This is a genomic window from Shewanella hanedai (assembly GCF_007197645.1).
GTDB lineage: Bacteria > Pseudomonadota > Gammaproteobacteria > Enterobacterales > Shewanellaceae > Shewanella > Shewanella hanedai.
In genome coordinates this window covers 153,466-169,856 of record NZ_VKGK01000003.1, presented here as the reverse complement: position 1 = coordinate 169,856, position 16,391 = coordinate 153,466, and the positions used below count along the sequence as shown (strand labels likewise).

The 16,391-nt window shown below is 41.2% G+C and carries 16 protein-coding genes; 2 read left to right on the top strand and 14 right to left on the bottom strand.

What is annotated here, in order from left to right:
- Positions 1–546: 546 nt before the first annotated feature.
- On the bottom strand, positions 547–1,650 hold the full coding sequence (locus tag FN961_RS04180) for a response regulator (protein ID WP_143563290.1): 1,104 nt from the start codon (positions 1,648–1,650) through the stop codon (positions 547–549).
- A 56-nt stretch (positions 1,651–1,706) separates the two neighbouring features.
- Entirely contained in the window at positions 1,707–2,456 is a 750-nt protein-coding gene (locus FN961_RS04175; protein ID WP_143563361.1) for an MlaA family lipoprotein, read from the bottom strand.
- Positions 2,457–2,787: 331 nt separating this feature from the next.
- Between FN961_RS04175 and FN961_RS04170 the strand changes: the two genes are divergently transcribed.
- Positions 2,788–4,731, top strand: a complete 1,944-nt coding sequence (locus FN961_RS04170) for a flagellar hook-length control protein FliK (protein ID WP_143563289.1) — start codon at positions 2,788–2,790, stop codon at positions 4,729–4,731.
- A gap of 67 nt (positions 4,732–4,798) precedes the next feature.
- Positions 4,799–5,137, top strand: a complete 339-nt coding sequence (locus FN961_RS04165; protein WP_143563288.1) for an EscU/YscU/HrcU family type III secretion system export apparatus switch protein — start codon at positions 4,799–4,801, stop codon at positions 5,135–5,137.
- Positions 5,138–5,483: 346 nt separating this feature from the next.
- On the opposite strand, the gene FN961_RS04160 is transcribed toward FN961_RS04165, so the two are convergent.
- The 12 genes from FN961_RS04160 to flhF form a co-directional block, all read right to left on the bottom strand.
- Entirely contained in the window at positions 5,484–5,888 is a 405-nt protein-coding gene (locus FN961_RS04160; protein WP_143563287.1) for a DUF2802 domain-containing protein, read from the bottom strand.
- 81 nt (positions 5,889–5,969) lie between these two features.
- Entirely contained in the window at positions 5,970–6,455 is a 486-nt protein-coding gene (locus FN961_RS04155) for a chemotaxis protein CheW (protein ID WP_143563286.1), read from the bottom strand.
- 7 nt (positions 6,456–6,462) lie between these two features.
- Positions 6,463–7,488: a chemotaxis protein CheW gene (locus FN961_RS04150; RefSeq protein WP_143563285.1), complete on the bottom strand. Its 1,026-nt coding sequence runs from the start codon at positions 7,486–7,488 to the stop codon at positions 6,463–6,465.
- Positions 7,472–8,263, bottom strand: a complete 792-nt coding sequence (locus tag FN961_RS04145) for a ParA family protein (RefSeq protein WP_143563284.1) — start codon at positions 8,261–8,263, stop codon at positions 7,472–7,474. Before FN961_RS04145 ends, FN961_RS04150 begins: the two co-directional genes overlap by 17 nt.
- A gap of 37 nt (positions 8,264–8,300) precedes the next feature.
- On the bottom strand, positions 8,301–8,906 hold the full coding sequence (locus tag FN961_RS04140; protein WP_143563283.1) for a hypothetical protein: 606 nt from the start codon (positions 8,904–8,906) through the stop codon (positions 8,301–8,303).
- On the bottom strand, positions 8,899–10,014 hold the full coding sequence (locus tag FN961_RS04135; RefSeq protein ID WP_143563282.1) for a protein-glutamate methylesterase/protein-glutamine glutaminase: 1,116 nt from the start codon (positions 10,012–10,014) through the stop codon (positions 8,899–8,901). The genes FN961_RS04140 and FN961_RS04135 overlap by 8 nt, the downstream gene beginning before the upstream one ends.
- Positions 10,015–10,038: 24 nt before the next feature.
- Entirely contained in the window at positions 10,039–12,201 is a 2,163-nt protein-coding gene (locus FN961_RS04130) for a chemotaxis protein CheA (protein WP_143563281.1), read from the bottom strand.
- Between the two features lie 15 nt (positions 12,202–12,216).
- The gene (locus FN961_RS04125) at positions 12,217–12,954 is read right to left on the bottom strand and encodes a protein phosphatase CheZ (protein ID WP_143563280.1); all 738 of its coding nucleotides are present in this window, start codon (positions 12,952–12,954) and stop codon (positions 12,217–12,219) included.
- Between the two features lie 14 nt (positions 12,955–12,968).
- Positions 12,969–13,352, bottom strand: a complete 384-nt coding sequence (gene cheY / locus FN961_RS04120; protein ID WP_012143382.1) for a chemotaxis response regulator CheY — start codon at positions 13,350–13,352, stop codon at positions 12,969–12,971.
- An 18-nt stretch (positions 13,353–13,370) separates the two neighbouring features.
- Complete coding sequence (locus tag FN961_RS04115) at positions 13,371–14,111, bottom strand: RNA polymerase sigma factor FliA (RefSeq protein ID WP_143563279.1); 741 nt, start codon at positions 14,109–14,111, stop codon at positions 13,371–13,373.
- Positions 14,104–14,985, bottom strand: coding sequence for a MinD/ParA family protein (locus FN961_RS04110; RefSeq protein ID WP_143563360.1), 882 nt, complete (start codon positions 14,983–14,985; stop codon positions 14,104–14,106). Before FN961_RS04110 ends, FN961_RS04115 begins: the two co-directional genes overlap by 8 nt.
- A 4-nt stretch (positions 14,986–14,989) precedes the next feature.
- On the bottom strand, positions 14,990–16,387 hold the full coding sequence (gene flhF / locus FN961_RS04105) for a flagellar biosynthesis GTPase FlhF (protein WP_143563278.1): 1,398 nt from the start codon (positions 16,385–16,387) through the stop codon (positions 14,990–14,992).
- Positions 16,388–16,391 lie beyond the last annotated feature (4 nt).

The window sequence follows — 16,391 nt, the reverse complement described above, 5'->3', positions numbered from 1 at the left end:
AGATAAAGGCGGAACGCCGCAAGCGGCTACAGTTGACTGAATGGCCTACGGCCGCACGGAACGCTTGGCTTACGGATAAGGCAGATAAGAACATAGATCAAGCCTTGTTCAATTGTAGGTCGGCATTTATGCCGTCGCTCTTGCTTGTTGTAGTTGTCTGGGGTTGATGGGCTAAAGCCCAACCTACAGGCAAGCTGACAAGGACGGGCCTGCGACGAAAATAGTATCTTAACCGTCTTTCCGGCGAATGCCGGAATCCAGCTTTGCTTTTACCGTAAGTGATGCACGAGCGATCCGTTATCCGTAATCGAAGCTTTCCTCGCAGTTTAGCTCGTATAGCAAGCCAAAGGCCGCCCCTCGCAGTGAGCTTGCGAACGTCCTAGCATGGAGTTTGCGACTGTCCTAGAAGATGACGCAGTCATCGCCCTTCTCAGCTTTTATAGCAAGGAGCTCCCGACTGCCTTAGAAGATGGACGAAGTCATCGCCCTTCTCAGCCTTTATACGACGACCCTCGAAGCTGACGTAATCGGCGTTCGTCTTAAATTTTAAAAAGAGAGTTGCACATATCCACCAGAAGGAATTTGAGTATCATAGGTGAGTCCACTGAAGTGGTCTTCGAGTAACATGTGCTTATGCTCTACTGCACTGGAGCAGATACAGAGTTTCTCTTCAGGTAATAAGGTTCTGAATTGAGAACTAGGCTGCCCCCAATCTAATATTCCTAACTGTAGTGAATCAGGAAGCGCTAATGGCGTGAGCCCTTCGCTGTTGCGAATATAACAGCGCAAACCATGGCCAGCTTGAGCAATAGATGCACGGTATTGAGTCAACTCAACGACGATATAAACAATATCAATAAAAATGTCCAACCCTGACTTAGTCATCCGCTCATTTAGATAACAAAGCATGTTGTAAGGCTCAATGATGGCGAGCGTCGAACCATCTCGAAAAAGTTTAAGCTTTTGATTGACGAAACTTTTTAATAACACGCTACCAAACGCAGCCCGATTATCCTGAGGATGGAAATGCGCCATATACATGACAAGATGCTTATCTCCGACATTAACGGTATCAATAAAGTAAGCACTAACCTCATCAGCTTTAAATAAACTGTAATCGATTTTTGCAGTGGGATAATTGATCTGTGAAGGAGGGAATAGTTGCTGCTGAACGCTTTTTGCCGCTTCAGCGTTCTGTTCTAGCACCGCTAGATTATCTTGTAACTCTTGATAAGAAAGCTCTTCCAGATCCTCAAGATGTACATCTTTCATATGACGTTCATCGAGGCATTGCTTTATGGCATTTTCGATAAGAAAAAGATCAGCAACAGGCTTAACTAAATAATCGCTAGCACCAATTCGCAGGGCTTCAACTACATCAGCCATCACTTGATTACCAGATATTACAATAGAAGGGACACTTGGGTTAATCTCAGACATCTTCTTGAGCATCACTAACCCGCCCATAATTGGCATACTCAAATCTGCCAGTACGATGTCGATGGCATATTCTTTAAACTTATCTAAACCTTGCTCGCCATCATCAGCTTCGAGTACCGTTGCGCCACGGCTATCAAGAAAACTTGCAACAATGGTTCGAAAAACAGGATCATCTTCAACAAGTAAAATAACAAGTTCTTTTAGCGCCATTAAAGGTCCTTTTGTACAGAAGGTTCGAGTCCTAAGTACTTCCCTCTTCATTACTTTTAATCTAGCTCCTCCAAATATTCATCAAGGAGTTCGTCATCATCTAAATCTACTGGAACATCACCATCATACACCTTATAGTCCATATGTTGAAAGTAAGCCTCTTTCACAAAAGTATATGGATCCAGAGCATTATCAACCAACCTTTCCTGATCTATGGCCTCTGCACGTCGATGTAGATTTATAAGCCCCCATTTGACTAAAGATTGCCAAACAGTAAACTCTGATAAAGGAAAGTATAGGCCATCAACCCAATCAGACGCGAGTTCTCGAGTCACGTAAGGCCCTAAAAACGGAGCCATAAAATAAGGTCCATCAGGAACACCGTAATATCCCAAAACTTCATTAAATTCATCTTGTTTACGTGGCAGTCCCATCATATGAGCAACATCAATGACGCCAAGTAGGCCCATGGTGGTATTAATTGTAAATCGCCCCCCAGCATTTGCCGCCCAGCCCCACTTACCTTGTAAGGTATTGTTAACTAATGTACTAGGTTCATCGAGATTACTCACGAAATTATTAAGACCTGTTTTCATTGGCAAAGGAATATAATCTTTATAACCATGAGCTACAGGTCGGTATAGATAGCGATCCATAAATAGGTAATTAAAATCCCACATAGTCCTGTTAAATCCTTCAATAGGATCCCTAGGATCGTTATAAGAGATGATAACTGAAGGTGCATCTTGTACTAGCTCATACTCATTAAGCTTTTGCTTACCATCATCAACGTTCACATTCAGCATCTCTATGTCTGCTGAATGTTCAGATAGGACTTCCTGCCCAGATACTGAAAAAGCTGAGACGGCAAACGATGCTAACATCAGCACTATTCTATTAAACTTCATATTTCTCTCTTAGAGCTTACAACTGAATCCATTTCAGTCACTATTGTTTCGTAGCAAATCAAAGTTAAAGCTTTTCTTAACTTTTGACGATAAGAAGGTATCTCAATAATAATTAACTAGACTAATGAGTGTGATTATACTGTAACTTCAACAAGGATACTCGGCAGAGAAAATAGATCAACGTCTAAATAGACAGACTAAACAATCAAATTCCAGCAGGAAAAACCAGATGAGTAACCCAAGTAAGCCCACTAACAACGATAAACCTGCGATCCTCCACACAAATAACCATGCTGACATGATGAAGAGATCAATCTTATCAAACCAAACATTAGTTCCAACATTACCAGATGAAACTATAAACAGACAAAACCCAAGAGAGATACCTCTAACTCAGACTCATATGGTGAAACCAGACCAAGCCAATATAACCGCGAAACTTACACAGATCTCAATTAACGGAATCAACTACAACATTGATTTCCTATCAAGTAAAAATAGACGTGATACCACTGTTGCTGCTGAATTTCTTGTTAAAGTGACATTAGATCCTCAAGCCAAGAACATTACCAATCAGACAAATCAGCTAGTCAATTCAGAAACTAAGCTCGTCAATCTAGCTAAGAGAATAACCTTTGAACTACCACAAGCTGTTAAACAGCTCGTCATAGACAACAATATAAACTTTAATCAGCTTAAACAATTAAGCTCTAGGAATGAAGGCTACCTGCTACCTAATGCTCAACTTGTAGGTAAAAAACTTATTCTATCTAACAATTTAATAGTACCACTCCCCACCACTATCACATTGCCACATCAAAAAACCGATAGCCCGAGTCCGACCCATGTTTTACCCAGCATACATTTCAACAGTCAAAAGTGGTATTTAAGCTTAAAGCCCATCATAAGTGAAATCGATATTAAACTATCCTTGATTGATACCAGCAAGAGAAATGACATTCCGATATCTGTGGAAAAACCTTTAACCATTGCGAAACCTGACATTGCTAGATTGTATTCTAACTTAATGAAGCCGCTGGAAAACATCTCAATTAATAAATTGATGTTGCCTGAACTATCCGGTAGTCAATTGACGGCTGATGAAAGTAAGCAAACACTTACAAAGCAAGACGTTTTTGCTAAACCCATTTCACCACCAGAGTACCAGAATAAAAATGCTACAGAGCACGTGAAATCACACACTAAAGAGCAGCTAAACCTAATAAAAGAAATACAGTTAAATGCCATAACTCAATTGAGTAGCAAAGTAATAAGTAGTTCGGATGAATACTCTTCGACAACCCAAAAAGCAAAACAGACATTGATGTTAACTGCGTTGAACAATGCTTTTGGAAAAGCTGGTAGTTTACCTACCACAGTCGAACATAAAGAGATAAAGAACAATTTAGCATCACAATTAAGCAAGCTTATTCCTCACATTAACCCAACTAAATTATTTGCCTTAGCTGATCCCCATAAAATACGTGAAGAACTCCTCGGGCAACTAAACCTTAATACCCCTGTAGATGTTAACTCCTTAATTAAACCATCACTATCGAATATGAGCTCTATCTCAATTTTGTTTCATCTACTTCTAGGGGTTAAAAACCGTCAGTTCACTGCCGAAAAAGCCGATGGGAAAATAAAAACCACGCAAGAAACACTAAACTACTTTCAAAAACTTCAACAGAAAATGGCTACGAGTAACACACTCCTTACTTTACTTGAAAAAGCTGGCACAACAGAAACCACAGGGAAACTGATCAGCAACCTTAGCTTATACTCTCAAGCAAGCAGTGACACTAATGGGCTAACAAATTGGTATTTCACTTTGCCCTACTCGCTCAATCGACACCAAGACAATCTTGAAGGTCATTTTACTCAAGAAGATAATGATGATGGTGATAAAGCCAATAGCTGGAAACTACAATTAAAGTTCAACTTACTTCAGGGGCCCATTTTAATTCAAGCCAAAGTGCTCGAAAATCGGATGTCGATGACCATCAAGGTTGAAAACTCCGAACTACAAAAGCGCATCGACAGTCTACTCCCTCCTCTTATCAAAAAGTTAAGCGCTATTGGATTAACACCTGATAAGGTATCGACGCAACACTCAAAAATCCCAGCCAGTTTACTGCCAGGGGAGCACTACTTGGTAAAAATCAAGGCTTAACTTGTTAAGGCATGAACTTAAAATTTGTTCTTCTGTTAGTTGTAATTCAACCGTATTGGATATTTAAATGAAAGATGATCCAGATAAGAAAGTAAGTACTGACCTACTTGAAACTGAGCGTGAAGCCATAGCACTCGGTTTTGATGGTCACAATGCACCGAAAGTCACAGCAAAAGGAACGGGAATTGTTGCAGATGAGATTATTGCTTTAGCAAAAGAGGCTGGGGTTCATATCCATAAAAACGCTCACCTCAGCGACTTCCTTCAACGCTTAGAACTTGGGGATGAGATCCCCAAGGAGCTTTATCTGCTTATTGCAGAACTTATTGCCTTTGCTTATATGCTTGATGGAAAGTTTCCAGAAGAGTGGAATAATATGCATAAAAAAATAGTAGAGAAAGTATAAAGGCTAAGAAGGACGATGACTTCGTCATCTTCGAGGACAGTCGCGAGCTCCTTGCTAGGACGCTATGCTGCTAGGGCGGGCTGCGCCCTGCTATAGAGATTAATGCTACGATTACGGATGACGGAACGCTGGCGCTTACGGTAAAAGCAAAGCTGGATTCCGGCATTCGCCGGAAAGAAGGTTAAGATACTAATTCCGTCGCAGGCCACTCTTATCAGCTTCCCTGTAGGTTGGGCTTTAGCCCATCAAACCCAGACAACTAGAACAAGCAAGATCGACGGCATAAATGCCGACCTACAATAGAAAAAGGCTTTAACGTATATCCGAAGCCCGCCCTTATTTAGTATTAACCTTTCCCGTGTAATCTAATAATTAATTCAGCTTCAGCTTTAGGTATTTCACACTCATGAATCAACTCCTCAACCCCAGCACCTAAATCAACCATCTTCATTGCACGAGTATAAAGCTTCGCTTGAGGGTCTTGATGCTTAGCCTCATCTAATCTTGCATCTTGTAAAGAAGCTTTCTTCTCAAGTTCCTGCATCCGTCGACCAACACCTATTGTGCCGCTTCTTAGCTCTTGGAGCTCACGCTTTACAGTTTCACGTTGACGATCACTCTCTTTTACCAAGAGAGTTAATGCATTCACTTTATTTCTTAACTGTTTAGTTTGTATATGCTGAAAAAGTAACAAGCCTAAGCCGGCTATTACACACACAACTAACGCGATCAATATTTCATCACCAATCATGGTTTCTTAAGACTCTTATAAAGCAGAAACGAGAAAATAGCCCCTAATCACTAGAAGCTAATATTCAGGATTCAATTGCTGTTAAACTTGTGTGAGTTCCATCCATTCTTCATCGGACAGCAGCTTATCTAGATCCACTAGAATTAGCAGCTCATTATCTCGGTTGCTAACCCCTTGAATAAACTTAGCGCTCTCTTCTGTACCAACGTTGGGAGCATTATCAATCTCTGATCCACGTAGATAAACGACTTCAGCAACACTGTCGACTAGAATACCGATCACTTGTTTTTCAGCTTCGATAATCACAATTCGAGTCGAGTCATCAAGCTCCGAAGAGGCTAAGCCAAAACGAGAACGTGTATCGATAACCGTAACTACATTACCTCGAAGGTTAATGATCCCCAATACATAGTGGGGAGCACCTGGTACCGGAGCTATTTCGGTATACCTCAATACCTCCTGAACCTGCATGACATTTATGCCATAAGTTTCATTGTCGAGTCTAAATGTTACCCACTGCAACACTTCATCATCTTTATTTATTGCTACTTGATTTGCGTCTGTCATATTTACCTCAGCCAACAGGATCCTGACTACCTAAACCTGAATTTAATAACTCTATGAGTGCATGCACATGCAATATGCCACACATCTGCTCTTTTACAACTCCAGCCAACCAGGGGCGCTTACCGCTCTTGCTCCGCCAGTTGACATCCGATTTCATAATTTTTACTGAATTAACTAAGGATTCACACGTTAATCCCCAGTTACTATCTTCTAATAATACAACATATTGATAGTTTACGGATTCAGCTAATGCATCATCATACTTCTCAGGCATAACCCAAGCACAAGTATCAACCACGTTTAACTGTGAGTCTCTATGAGTTTGGACTCCTTTATACCACGAAGGCCGACCCATAATATGGTTGAGCCTATCAAGTTTTACTATCCCACCTAAACTGACCAATGGAACAGCTAATGTTAACCCAGCCACTTTAAAGAATAGTACTTGAAACTCATCATCGAGAGTTTCAAGTAGATCTTTTGTCATTTTAGGCGGAATTTCACCCATTTTTGTTTCAAATGCTGTACCGAGGGCCTGTTTAAACTCATTTAACTCTTGAACATTACTTTTCAGTTTTGTTTGTGCTTGAACTTTGGGTTCAACATTGTTCGACTCCAACAACACTTTGGGGGGAATCTTTACTTCGGCTTCCTTTACTTTACCAGCAGGTTTAACGTTATTAGACTTAAGTAAAGGCTTAAGTAGTTGTTCCAAAGCCAGCTTATCTAATCGCGGCTCTCGCTCTTTTAACTCATTTGAGGACATCTTTTTGGGTGTCGATTGCCTTTGAGTCAGTACTCTCTTTTCATTTTCATCATCAAATGAAATTGAACTATCTACAACTGAAATTTCAGCTTCTCTAGAAGATATGCTTATTGCTGAACTGACCAATTTTTCTGACCTATCTTGATTAAATTTATCACTACTTATCGTTTCAGAAGCATCAATTGGTGATTCATCTTTTCCATTATCGTCTTCAGTTAACAATAGAGAAAAATAATCTAAAACAGCATCATCAACTAGGCGAGACATGAGGTACTGCTCCTGCGAGTAGGTGATCTAATAACCTTTCATACGCTTTTACGCCGCGACTGTTAGCAGCAAAATGTGATGCTGGAAGATGAGCTAAACTAGCGTCCCTAAACTTAGTATCCACAGGTATAACATCTGGCCATAGTTGCTCTCCATATTCTTTGCTAAGTTGCTGCAATGCAGCTGACGAAGCTTTCGTTCGTCGATCATACATGGTCGGAACGATCGTAAAACTATATTTTATCTTTTTTGACCTCCCCATTAATATCATGGTCTTGATCATCCTATCTAAGCCTTTAATTGCAAGAAACTCTGTTTGAACTGGTACAATAATATGCTGACTGGCAGCCAAAGCATTGACCATCAGTACCCCTAACACAGGTGGGCAATCAATTAATGCAACATCGTAACTATCTTCGACTGATAAAAGTAATTTTTTAAGTATCAGTCCCATCCCACCTTGATGGCCTAATGACCTATCCAAAGTCGCTAATGCCATAGTTGAAGGAATCAAATCAATGCCCTCTACCGACGTTGGTACAATATGTTCCTGAATTAATTCTTTTGTCAGCTGTTGATGTGCTAAAAATAAATCATAGAGTGAAGACTTAACCAGCTCAGAGTCAATACCAAGGTAATACCCCAGGGAAGCATGAGGATCAGTATCGATCATTAGCACCTTCAAGCCACGCTTTACAAGAGAGCCCGCTAAACTGGCTACTGTGGTTGTTTTACCAACCCCTCCCTTTTGGTTTGCTACTGTCCAGATTTTCAAAAAATCCCCTCAAAACTACTATTATTTCTGTCCGAAGTTAGTCAAGTTCTCGAGTTGTCACTCTTATCCCCCCGTGGGGTAACACGATGACCTTTACTCCTTGGTCGTTTTCTGAAACAGTCTGTGCTTCAAGATAACCTTTTCTAGTGACATTGTTGTCATTTTTAATTACTTTCATATCTTGCATTTCAGAAGACTGAACACTAGCATTAAGAGGTATAGGAACTTCAATAGCACTTTCAACTACTCTGCTTTCTTGATTAGCTTCTATTCTCTCAGGCATTTCAGCTTTCTTTATCGGTTGATTGATTTTATCAATCTGATCGAGTTGGCGAGGACTTTCTTCTTGTTCTTCATTACCTGGTCCGAAGCTCACTTTAACTTCTTGTTGAGGCTTTGCTTGAGTTAACATTGTTTTAGTTGCTTCTGGATTATCTGACATCCACTTCGCAACAACTTCAGCCTGTTCATCAGGTACCATAAGTAATACTTGAGTGCCTTCTAATCTTTCAACTTCTAATACCAAAAGTTCATTTTTATGCCTAATCTCTAGGTATAAAGAAGTTAAGGTGAATACTGCAACAGAAAGTAAAAGAATAACCACAATAGAGAAAGTATTCGACTCCCCCTTTGATTTAGCCATGAGCTGATTCTCGTAAAATGGCATCAGCCATCTGTTCTAGACCAATCGATTGACTAGACAATCCCGCAGCAGTAACTGCCTGTGGCATACCATATACTATGCACGATGCTTCGTCCTGAGCCCAAATAGTCGCGCCTGAAGTCTGCAACATGCGCGCTCCTTCTCTTCCATCTGCTCCCATTCCTGTCAAAATGACGGCTAATGTCTCTTTACCTAATATTTTGGATACTGAGGCGAACGTAATATCAACTGAAGGTTTATAATTCATATCCTCACTACCTGCCACCACTTTCAATCTACCATGAGAGCCTGCACGCTCTAACATCATCTGCATCCCTCCTGGTGCGAGGTAAGCATGCCCCGCTTTTAATTGATCGCCAGAAGCGGCCTCTTTCACTTCAATTTTGCATAAAGCATTTAATCGAGATGCAAAAGCAGGGGTAAACGCTGCCGGCATATGTTGGATTAAAAGAATAGGATGTGGATAATCTTGCGGAAATTTGGTCAGAATTTTTTGCAGTGCTACTGGCCCCCCAGTAGAGGTTCCAATTAGCAATATTTTATATTTCTTTCCAGAAGAACGAGTAATAGTGCCGGTTTTTGGTGTGATGGCAGCACTACCAGTACGAGGTAATGGGCTAGAAAGAGGGCGAGATAAAGGAACTGAAGTTGGTTTGGTAACCACAGGTCTAGTGATTGGTCGGTAGACCCTCCTTCGACCAATGGTTTTAATTCTTTGCTGCAGCAGTCGTATTGCTTCATCTTTATTCGTTGCGATATCTTCAAAACGCTTAGGCAGAAAGTCTAATGCCCCCGCTTCTAACGCATCTAACGTTGCTTTAGCACCGTCATGTGTTAACGACGAAAACATGAGAATAGGAACAGGCGTATTAGCCATTATTTCACGAACAGCTGTTATACCATCCATGACTGGCATCTCTATATCCATGGTGATGACATTAGGCTTAAGCTCAGCCGCCATCTTCACAGCCTCTAATCCATTGACGGCAGTTCCAATCACTTCTAAATCAGGGTCTTTAGCAACAATCTCACTTACCCTTCGACGAAAAAAACTAGAATCGTCAACAACGAGAACTTTAATGCTCATTCAATTTCCTATCCGCATATATTTTTATTTTTTTGCGTAATTACTTAATAAGCCTGGTACATCAAGTATCAGTGCAATACCACCATCAGATGTGATTGTAGCACCAGCCATGCCTGGAGTACCTTGTAATAATGTACCCAAAGGTTTAATAACAACCTCTTCTTGACCAATCAAGGAGTCAACAACAAAACCTATTTGTGTTGTACCTAGCTGAACAATGACAACATGACCATGTTCCTTATCACCATGGACTAACACACTAGGCTTGCGACTCAACCAATGTTCTAAATAAAAGAGCGGTACAGCTTTCTTTCGAACTATCACGGTCAATTGACCATCAACAACATTCGTTTTGGTTAAATCCAGATGAAAAATCTCACTCACACTTGATAATGGCAGCGCAAACACTTGTGTAGCGACTTCAACCATCAATGTCGGCATAATTGCAAGTGTCAACGGAACCTTAATCTCTAGAACAGTTCCTTTACCTTTCAATGAGTCAATGTGAATGGTACCGTTCAACTGAGCAATACGGGTTTTAACAACGTCCATGCCCACACCACGTCCAGAGATATCTGATATCTCCACTTTGGTGGAAAAACCAGGAGCGAAGATTAAGTTATAAGCTTCAGTATCTGACATTCGCGATGCGGTGTCTTCATCCAATACGCCGCGACTAATGGCAATCTCTTTTAATTTCACAGGGTCCATACCTGCGCCATCATCTTCAATCTTGAGTAAAATATGATCGCCTTCCTGACTAGCAGAAAGTGTAATAGTACCGGTTCTTGACTTACCCGTTGCTTCTCGCTCATCAGGCATCTCAATACCATGATCCACAGAGTTTCTCACTAAGTGGACCAAAGGATCAGCCAATGCTTCTACCAGATTTTTATCTAAATCGGTCTCTTCACCGATCATATTAAGATCAATCTCTTTTTTCAGCGTACGAGCTAAATCTCTTACGACACGAGGGAATCGACCAAACACCTTTTTAATGGGCTGCATTCGAGTTTTCATCACAGCGCCCTGCAGATCTGCAGTCACCAAATCTAGATTTGCTAACGCTTTTGACATCTCTTCATCATCACGGGCGATACCGAGACTAAGGAGGCGATTTCTGACTAAAACTAATTCACCAACCATATTCATGATCTGATCTAAACGTGCTGTGTCGACCCTAACGGTTGTTTCAGCTTGCGGCATATTTGTTGCTGCAGGCTTAGATGCAGCCTTAGCTTTTGCCTTAGGTGCTGGAGCTGCTTTCGCAACAGGCACATCTTTCGGCGTTGGATCGGCAATCACGACTTTTTCAGGTTTTTCTTTTGCTTTGGTCTCTACGACTGCCGGAGTGGTTTTTGCGCTTTTTTGTGTATCTGAGCCATGTAGCTCATCAAGTAACTTTTCAAACTCATCATCAGAGATATCATCCGAATCAACTGGAGCTTCGATCACTTTCTCAGCTTCATCATTTAATTTAAACTGTCCAGAACCATGCAAGTTATCAAGTAATGATTCAAATTCGTCATCAGTAATATCACTACTCGAACTTGGTTCAGCACTTTGGCTCTCTGATGACTTATCATCTCCTTTATCACCACCATGTAGTGCATCAAGAAGTGCTTCAAACTCAGATTCATCTATTTCATCTATGTTGCCATCTTCGCTACTGGAAGCTGTTTCTTCATCAAATAGATCGATTCCAGCATCGTCAGCAGCAGGCTCCTCAAACAATTCAGTTGACGTGTCCGGCTCTGGAGTTTCTGGCTCAGAATTACCACCTTCGTTGGGCAATAATTTACCAGCACTGAGCAATTTTAAATTTGCCAGTAACTCTGGATCAGCAGAATCTTGTTGTTCACCTGCTTGCGTCTGAGCAAACATAGAGTTGATGGCGTCGACAGCTTGCAGAATAATATCCATCAACTCTGCAGAAACCCCACGTTTACCTGTACGAAGCAGGTCAAACGTATTCTCGGCTTCATGGCAAACATCGACCATAGGGTTCAAACTAAGAAAGCCAGCTCCCCCTTTAACCGTATGAAAACCCCGGAAGATGGCATTGAGCAATTCAGTATCCTCTGGATTATTTTCCAGAGTCACTAACTGTTCTGATAAAAGCTCTAAGATCTCACCTGCTTCTATCAAAAAATCCTGCAGTATCTCTTCATCAACATCAAATGACATTAACTTGACTCCTAATTAGAAACCTAGACTCGATAACAGATCATCAACTTCATCTTGACCAGCCACGACATCTTCTCGTTGCTCAGCATTCATTATCGGCCCTTCAGCTTCAATACCTGTTTCCAATGTTGGTATACTTTCGGGTACCGTTTGTTCGCCAAAAACCGTCAACATAGAAACTAGATTATTCTCAACCTCTCTAACTAAATCGATCACTCTGCGAATAATCTGACCCGTTAGGTCTTGGAAATCTTGAGCCAATAAAATTTGATTTAGTAAATCTTTAAGACGAATTGAATCAAGTTCACTTTGCTCAACAAACTGTTCAACATCATGGCATAGGGCTTTGAATTCAGTCAGTTCAATATCACGTTTCATGAGTTTGGCCCATTTAGGCTTCACTGACTTTATGTTTGTAGTAAGTACATTTGCTAAAGGCAAACATTCCTCTACAGCATCCATCGTTTTATTGGCAGCTTGCTCTGTCATATCAATGACATAGTTTAAGCGCTCTTTAGCATCAGGGATCTCGGTGCTCGCCAAAGTTACGAGCCTATCGTCAACTTGAAAGTCAACGATAGAACTGTGTAATTGTCGAGTCAGCCTTCCAACCTCATCAAACAACTCTTTTTGAATAGGCGTCGCGATCTCTCTGAGCAATTCATCTGCTTGCGACTGCTCACCTTGAGTAAGCAGCTCTACAAGTTGGGTAGCTTGTTCAAGCGAAATTAGTCCTGAAGAAATAGACTGCATAGCACAACCTTTGATTAACCGAGTCGTTCAAAAATTTTGTCTAACTTTTCTTTCAATGTTGCAGCTGTAAAAGGCTTAACAACATACCCATTCACACCAGCTTGTGCCGCTGCTATTATCTGTTCCCTTTTAGCCTCAGCAGTGACCATCAACACAGGGAGATGCTTTAACTCATCATCTGCGCGAATCGCCTTCAATAGATCAATTCCCTGCATACCTGGCATATTCCAATCGGTAACAACAAAATCAAAATCGCCTTTTTGTAGCATTGGTAATGCTGTGGAACCGTCATCTGCTTCTTGAGTATTGTTAAAACCCAAGTCTCTTAACAAGTTCTTGATGATACGTCTCATTGTCGAGAAATCATCAACAACGAGAATCTTCATATTCTTGTCCAAAGTTTCCTCCGCGGAGCTCTAATTATTACTTACGTGATCGTTACTATTTGTCCAGTGCTTAAGTTTAGCTTTTAGTCTGAGCATTGCCTGACTTAATATCTGACTAACCCGTGACTCACTAACCTCAAGAATGGCCCCAATCTCTTTTAAATTTAATGCTTCATCATAGTAAAGCGACAAAACTAACCCATCTCTTTCTGGCAATAGTTTAATAGCTTCAACCAAGGCCGTATGAAACTCAACATCCGCAATTGATTCAAATGTATCGTCTTGTTGACCTTCGATATGACTAATAACATCTACCGACACACCTAGATCTTCAATCCCAATCACTTTACCAACTGAAACATCGTTAAGAATATGGTGGTACTCATTTAGCGATATATCAAGTTTTTGAGCAATTTCAGTGTCTTTAGCATCTCGACCCAACTCTTGCTCTAGCTCATCAATGACTTGAGCAACACGCCTTTGGTTTCGATGCACAGACCTTGGAACCCAGTCTCCGCGGCGGATCTCATCTAACATTGAACCACGAATTCGGATCCCGGCAAAGGTTTCAAACTTCGCACCTTTGGTGCCATCAAAATTGGTAGAAGCTTCGAGCAATCCCATCATACCTGCCTGCAACAAGTCATCAATTTGTACTGATGCAGGTAAGCGCGCTAAAAGATGGTGAGCAATCTTCTTTACCAGCGGAGCATACTGTTCAACGATAGAAGCGTTATTATCTAAACAAGTATACGCAGCGGTTTTACTCACTCGCTCTATCCTCTTGATATTCAGGCTTCTGTACTAATCGTTCAACAAAAAACTCTAAATGTCCCCCAGGTTGTTGCGGTATCGGCCAGCTAATAATTTTATTAGCTAAACCATGATAGGCAATTGTAGCGGGTGACTTTGGAAAGGCTTCTACTACCAATTTTTGCTTACGTACAGATTTTCGCAAGTTTTCATCGAATGGAATTGTAGCTACCAATTCTAATGCGACATCTAAGAAACGATCTGTTACTTTACTAAGCTTAGCAAAGAGTTCCATACCTTCCCGTAAACTTCGCACCATATTCGCAACTATTTTGAAGCGAAACACTCCATGCTCTCGACTTAAGATCTTAATAAGTGCATAAGCATCAGTGATAGAGGTAGGTTCATCGCACACAACAACCAGAACATCTTGAGAGGCTCGCGAGAAACTCAACACCATATCTGAAATTCCAGCAGCTGTATCCACTATCAGAATATCAAATTGAGTGCGCATCTCACTAAACGCTCGAATAAGACCAGCATGCTGAGCCGAAGAAAGCTCTACCATCGCTTGTGTTCCCGAAGTGGCAGGAATGATACCGATACCTTTTGGACCACGCAAAATAATATCATCCAGCTCCACATCGCCAGACAATACATGGGATAAATTACGCTCGGCACGAAGCCCAAGCATAATATCCACATTTGCCAATCCTAAATCAGCATCTAAAACTAATACCCGTTTTCCTTTTTCAGCTAATGCTACTGCAGTATTGATTGAAACGCTGGTTTTACCAACGCCACCTTTACCACCAGAAACGGCTATTACTTTTACTTTATCGTTATAAGGTTGATTCATCATACGTAAACCACTTGCTTGATCCCGAGTCATCACTTTACTCAAATGCATAGGCCCTATCATCAGACCGTTCACAATTCTGTTTTATTACTTGTTCTTTCCTGTTTAACACTGATAAAGCTTTATTTGCTAATGCATATGTATCAGCAACTTGCATATCTTCAGGAACCCTTTGACCATCAGTAACATAACTTAATGGTAACCCACTTTGTATCAATACGCTCAATGCAGGAGCTAATGAAACAGATTCATCTAGCTTTGTTAGCACCGCTCCCGAAAGAGGAATTCGTTTAAACTGCGCAACCGCATCTTCTAACACCCTTCTTTGTCCTGTAGCAGACAGTACCAGATAACTCCTAATAGGTAATCTGCTATTTGCAGCTAAATTATCTAGTTGCTGAAAAAGCCTCGCATCACGCTGCCCCATTCCCGCCGTATCTATCAATACTAGCTTGCGATTACGGAACTGATACAGAATTTGTTCCAACTCGTTGAGATCATGCGCTTGCTTAACTGGACACCCCATTATTTTGCCATAAGTTGCCAATTGCTCAAAGGCCCCAATGCGATAATGATCAGTTGTTATCAACGCAACTTGGTCGGCACCATGGTGAGCAGCAAATCGAGCTGCTAATTTAGCTACCGTCGTTGTTTTGCCAACGCCTGTTGGCCCGACAAAAGCAACAACCCCGCCTTGGCGAACAATATCATCACCTTGATTATCTAGCATATTAGCTAAACAACGAGGTAGCGCCTTTACGAGTTCTGCGGGTTGGTAGTGCTCACTCAAGTCAGACAGTTTACTTGCCACCATCGGAGAGAACTCTGCATCTAACAATTTACTTTCCAGCATTGCTCCGACAGGATTGATTCGGCTTTTCTGCTCCGACAATAACGAGGTAACCTGGTGAGTTAATAAATTACGCAAAGAAGCTAGTTCTTCACGCATTGCGTCCATCTCTTGGCTCGCATTATTCTTGGTATTTGAACTACTTCTTTGAGTATATTGTGGCATCTCTATTTCAGGAGCCATACTCTTTGTTTGAGGTGCTTGTAAGCCCTTAGCCCAATCAGGCATCTCTAATTCATTACTTTTACTTGTTGTCTGTTGATTCACTCGACTTTGTTGTCGCTCAAGTAAAGCTTGTAATGAATCAGCTGCCGGCGCTGGATTAACTTTTGCCTCTGACCTAATAGGTCTTTTGAGCCCAAGAGATATTTTTTCCTCGGCCAATTCCATAAAAGTGGGAGCTGCTGCTTTTTTAGGTGTCTTTTGCAAATTAGGCTTGGGCTCGTCGTAGTCGACAGCGGCAACAATCTCAATGCCACCTGTCACCTTCTTGTTCGACATAATAACAGCCTCTGAGCCTAAGGTCTCTTTAACCTGAGCGAGAGCTGTACGCATATCTTTTGCTAGAAATCGTTTAATCTTCAATTAA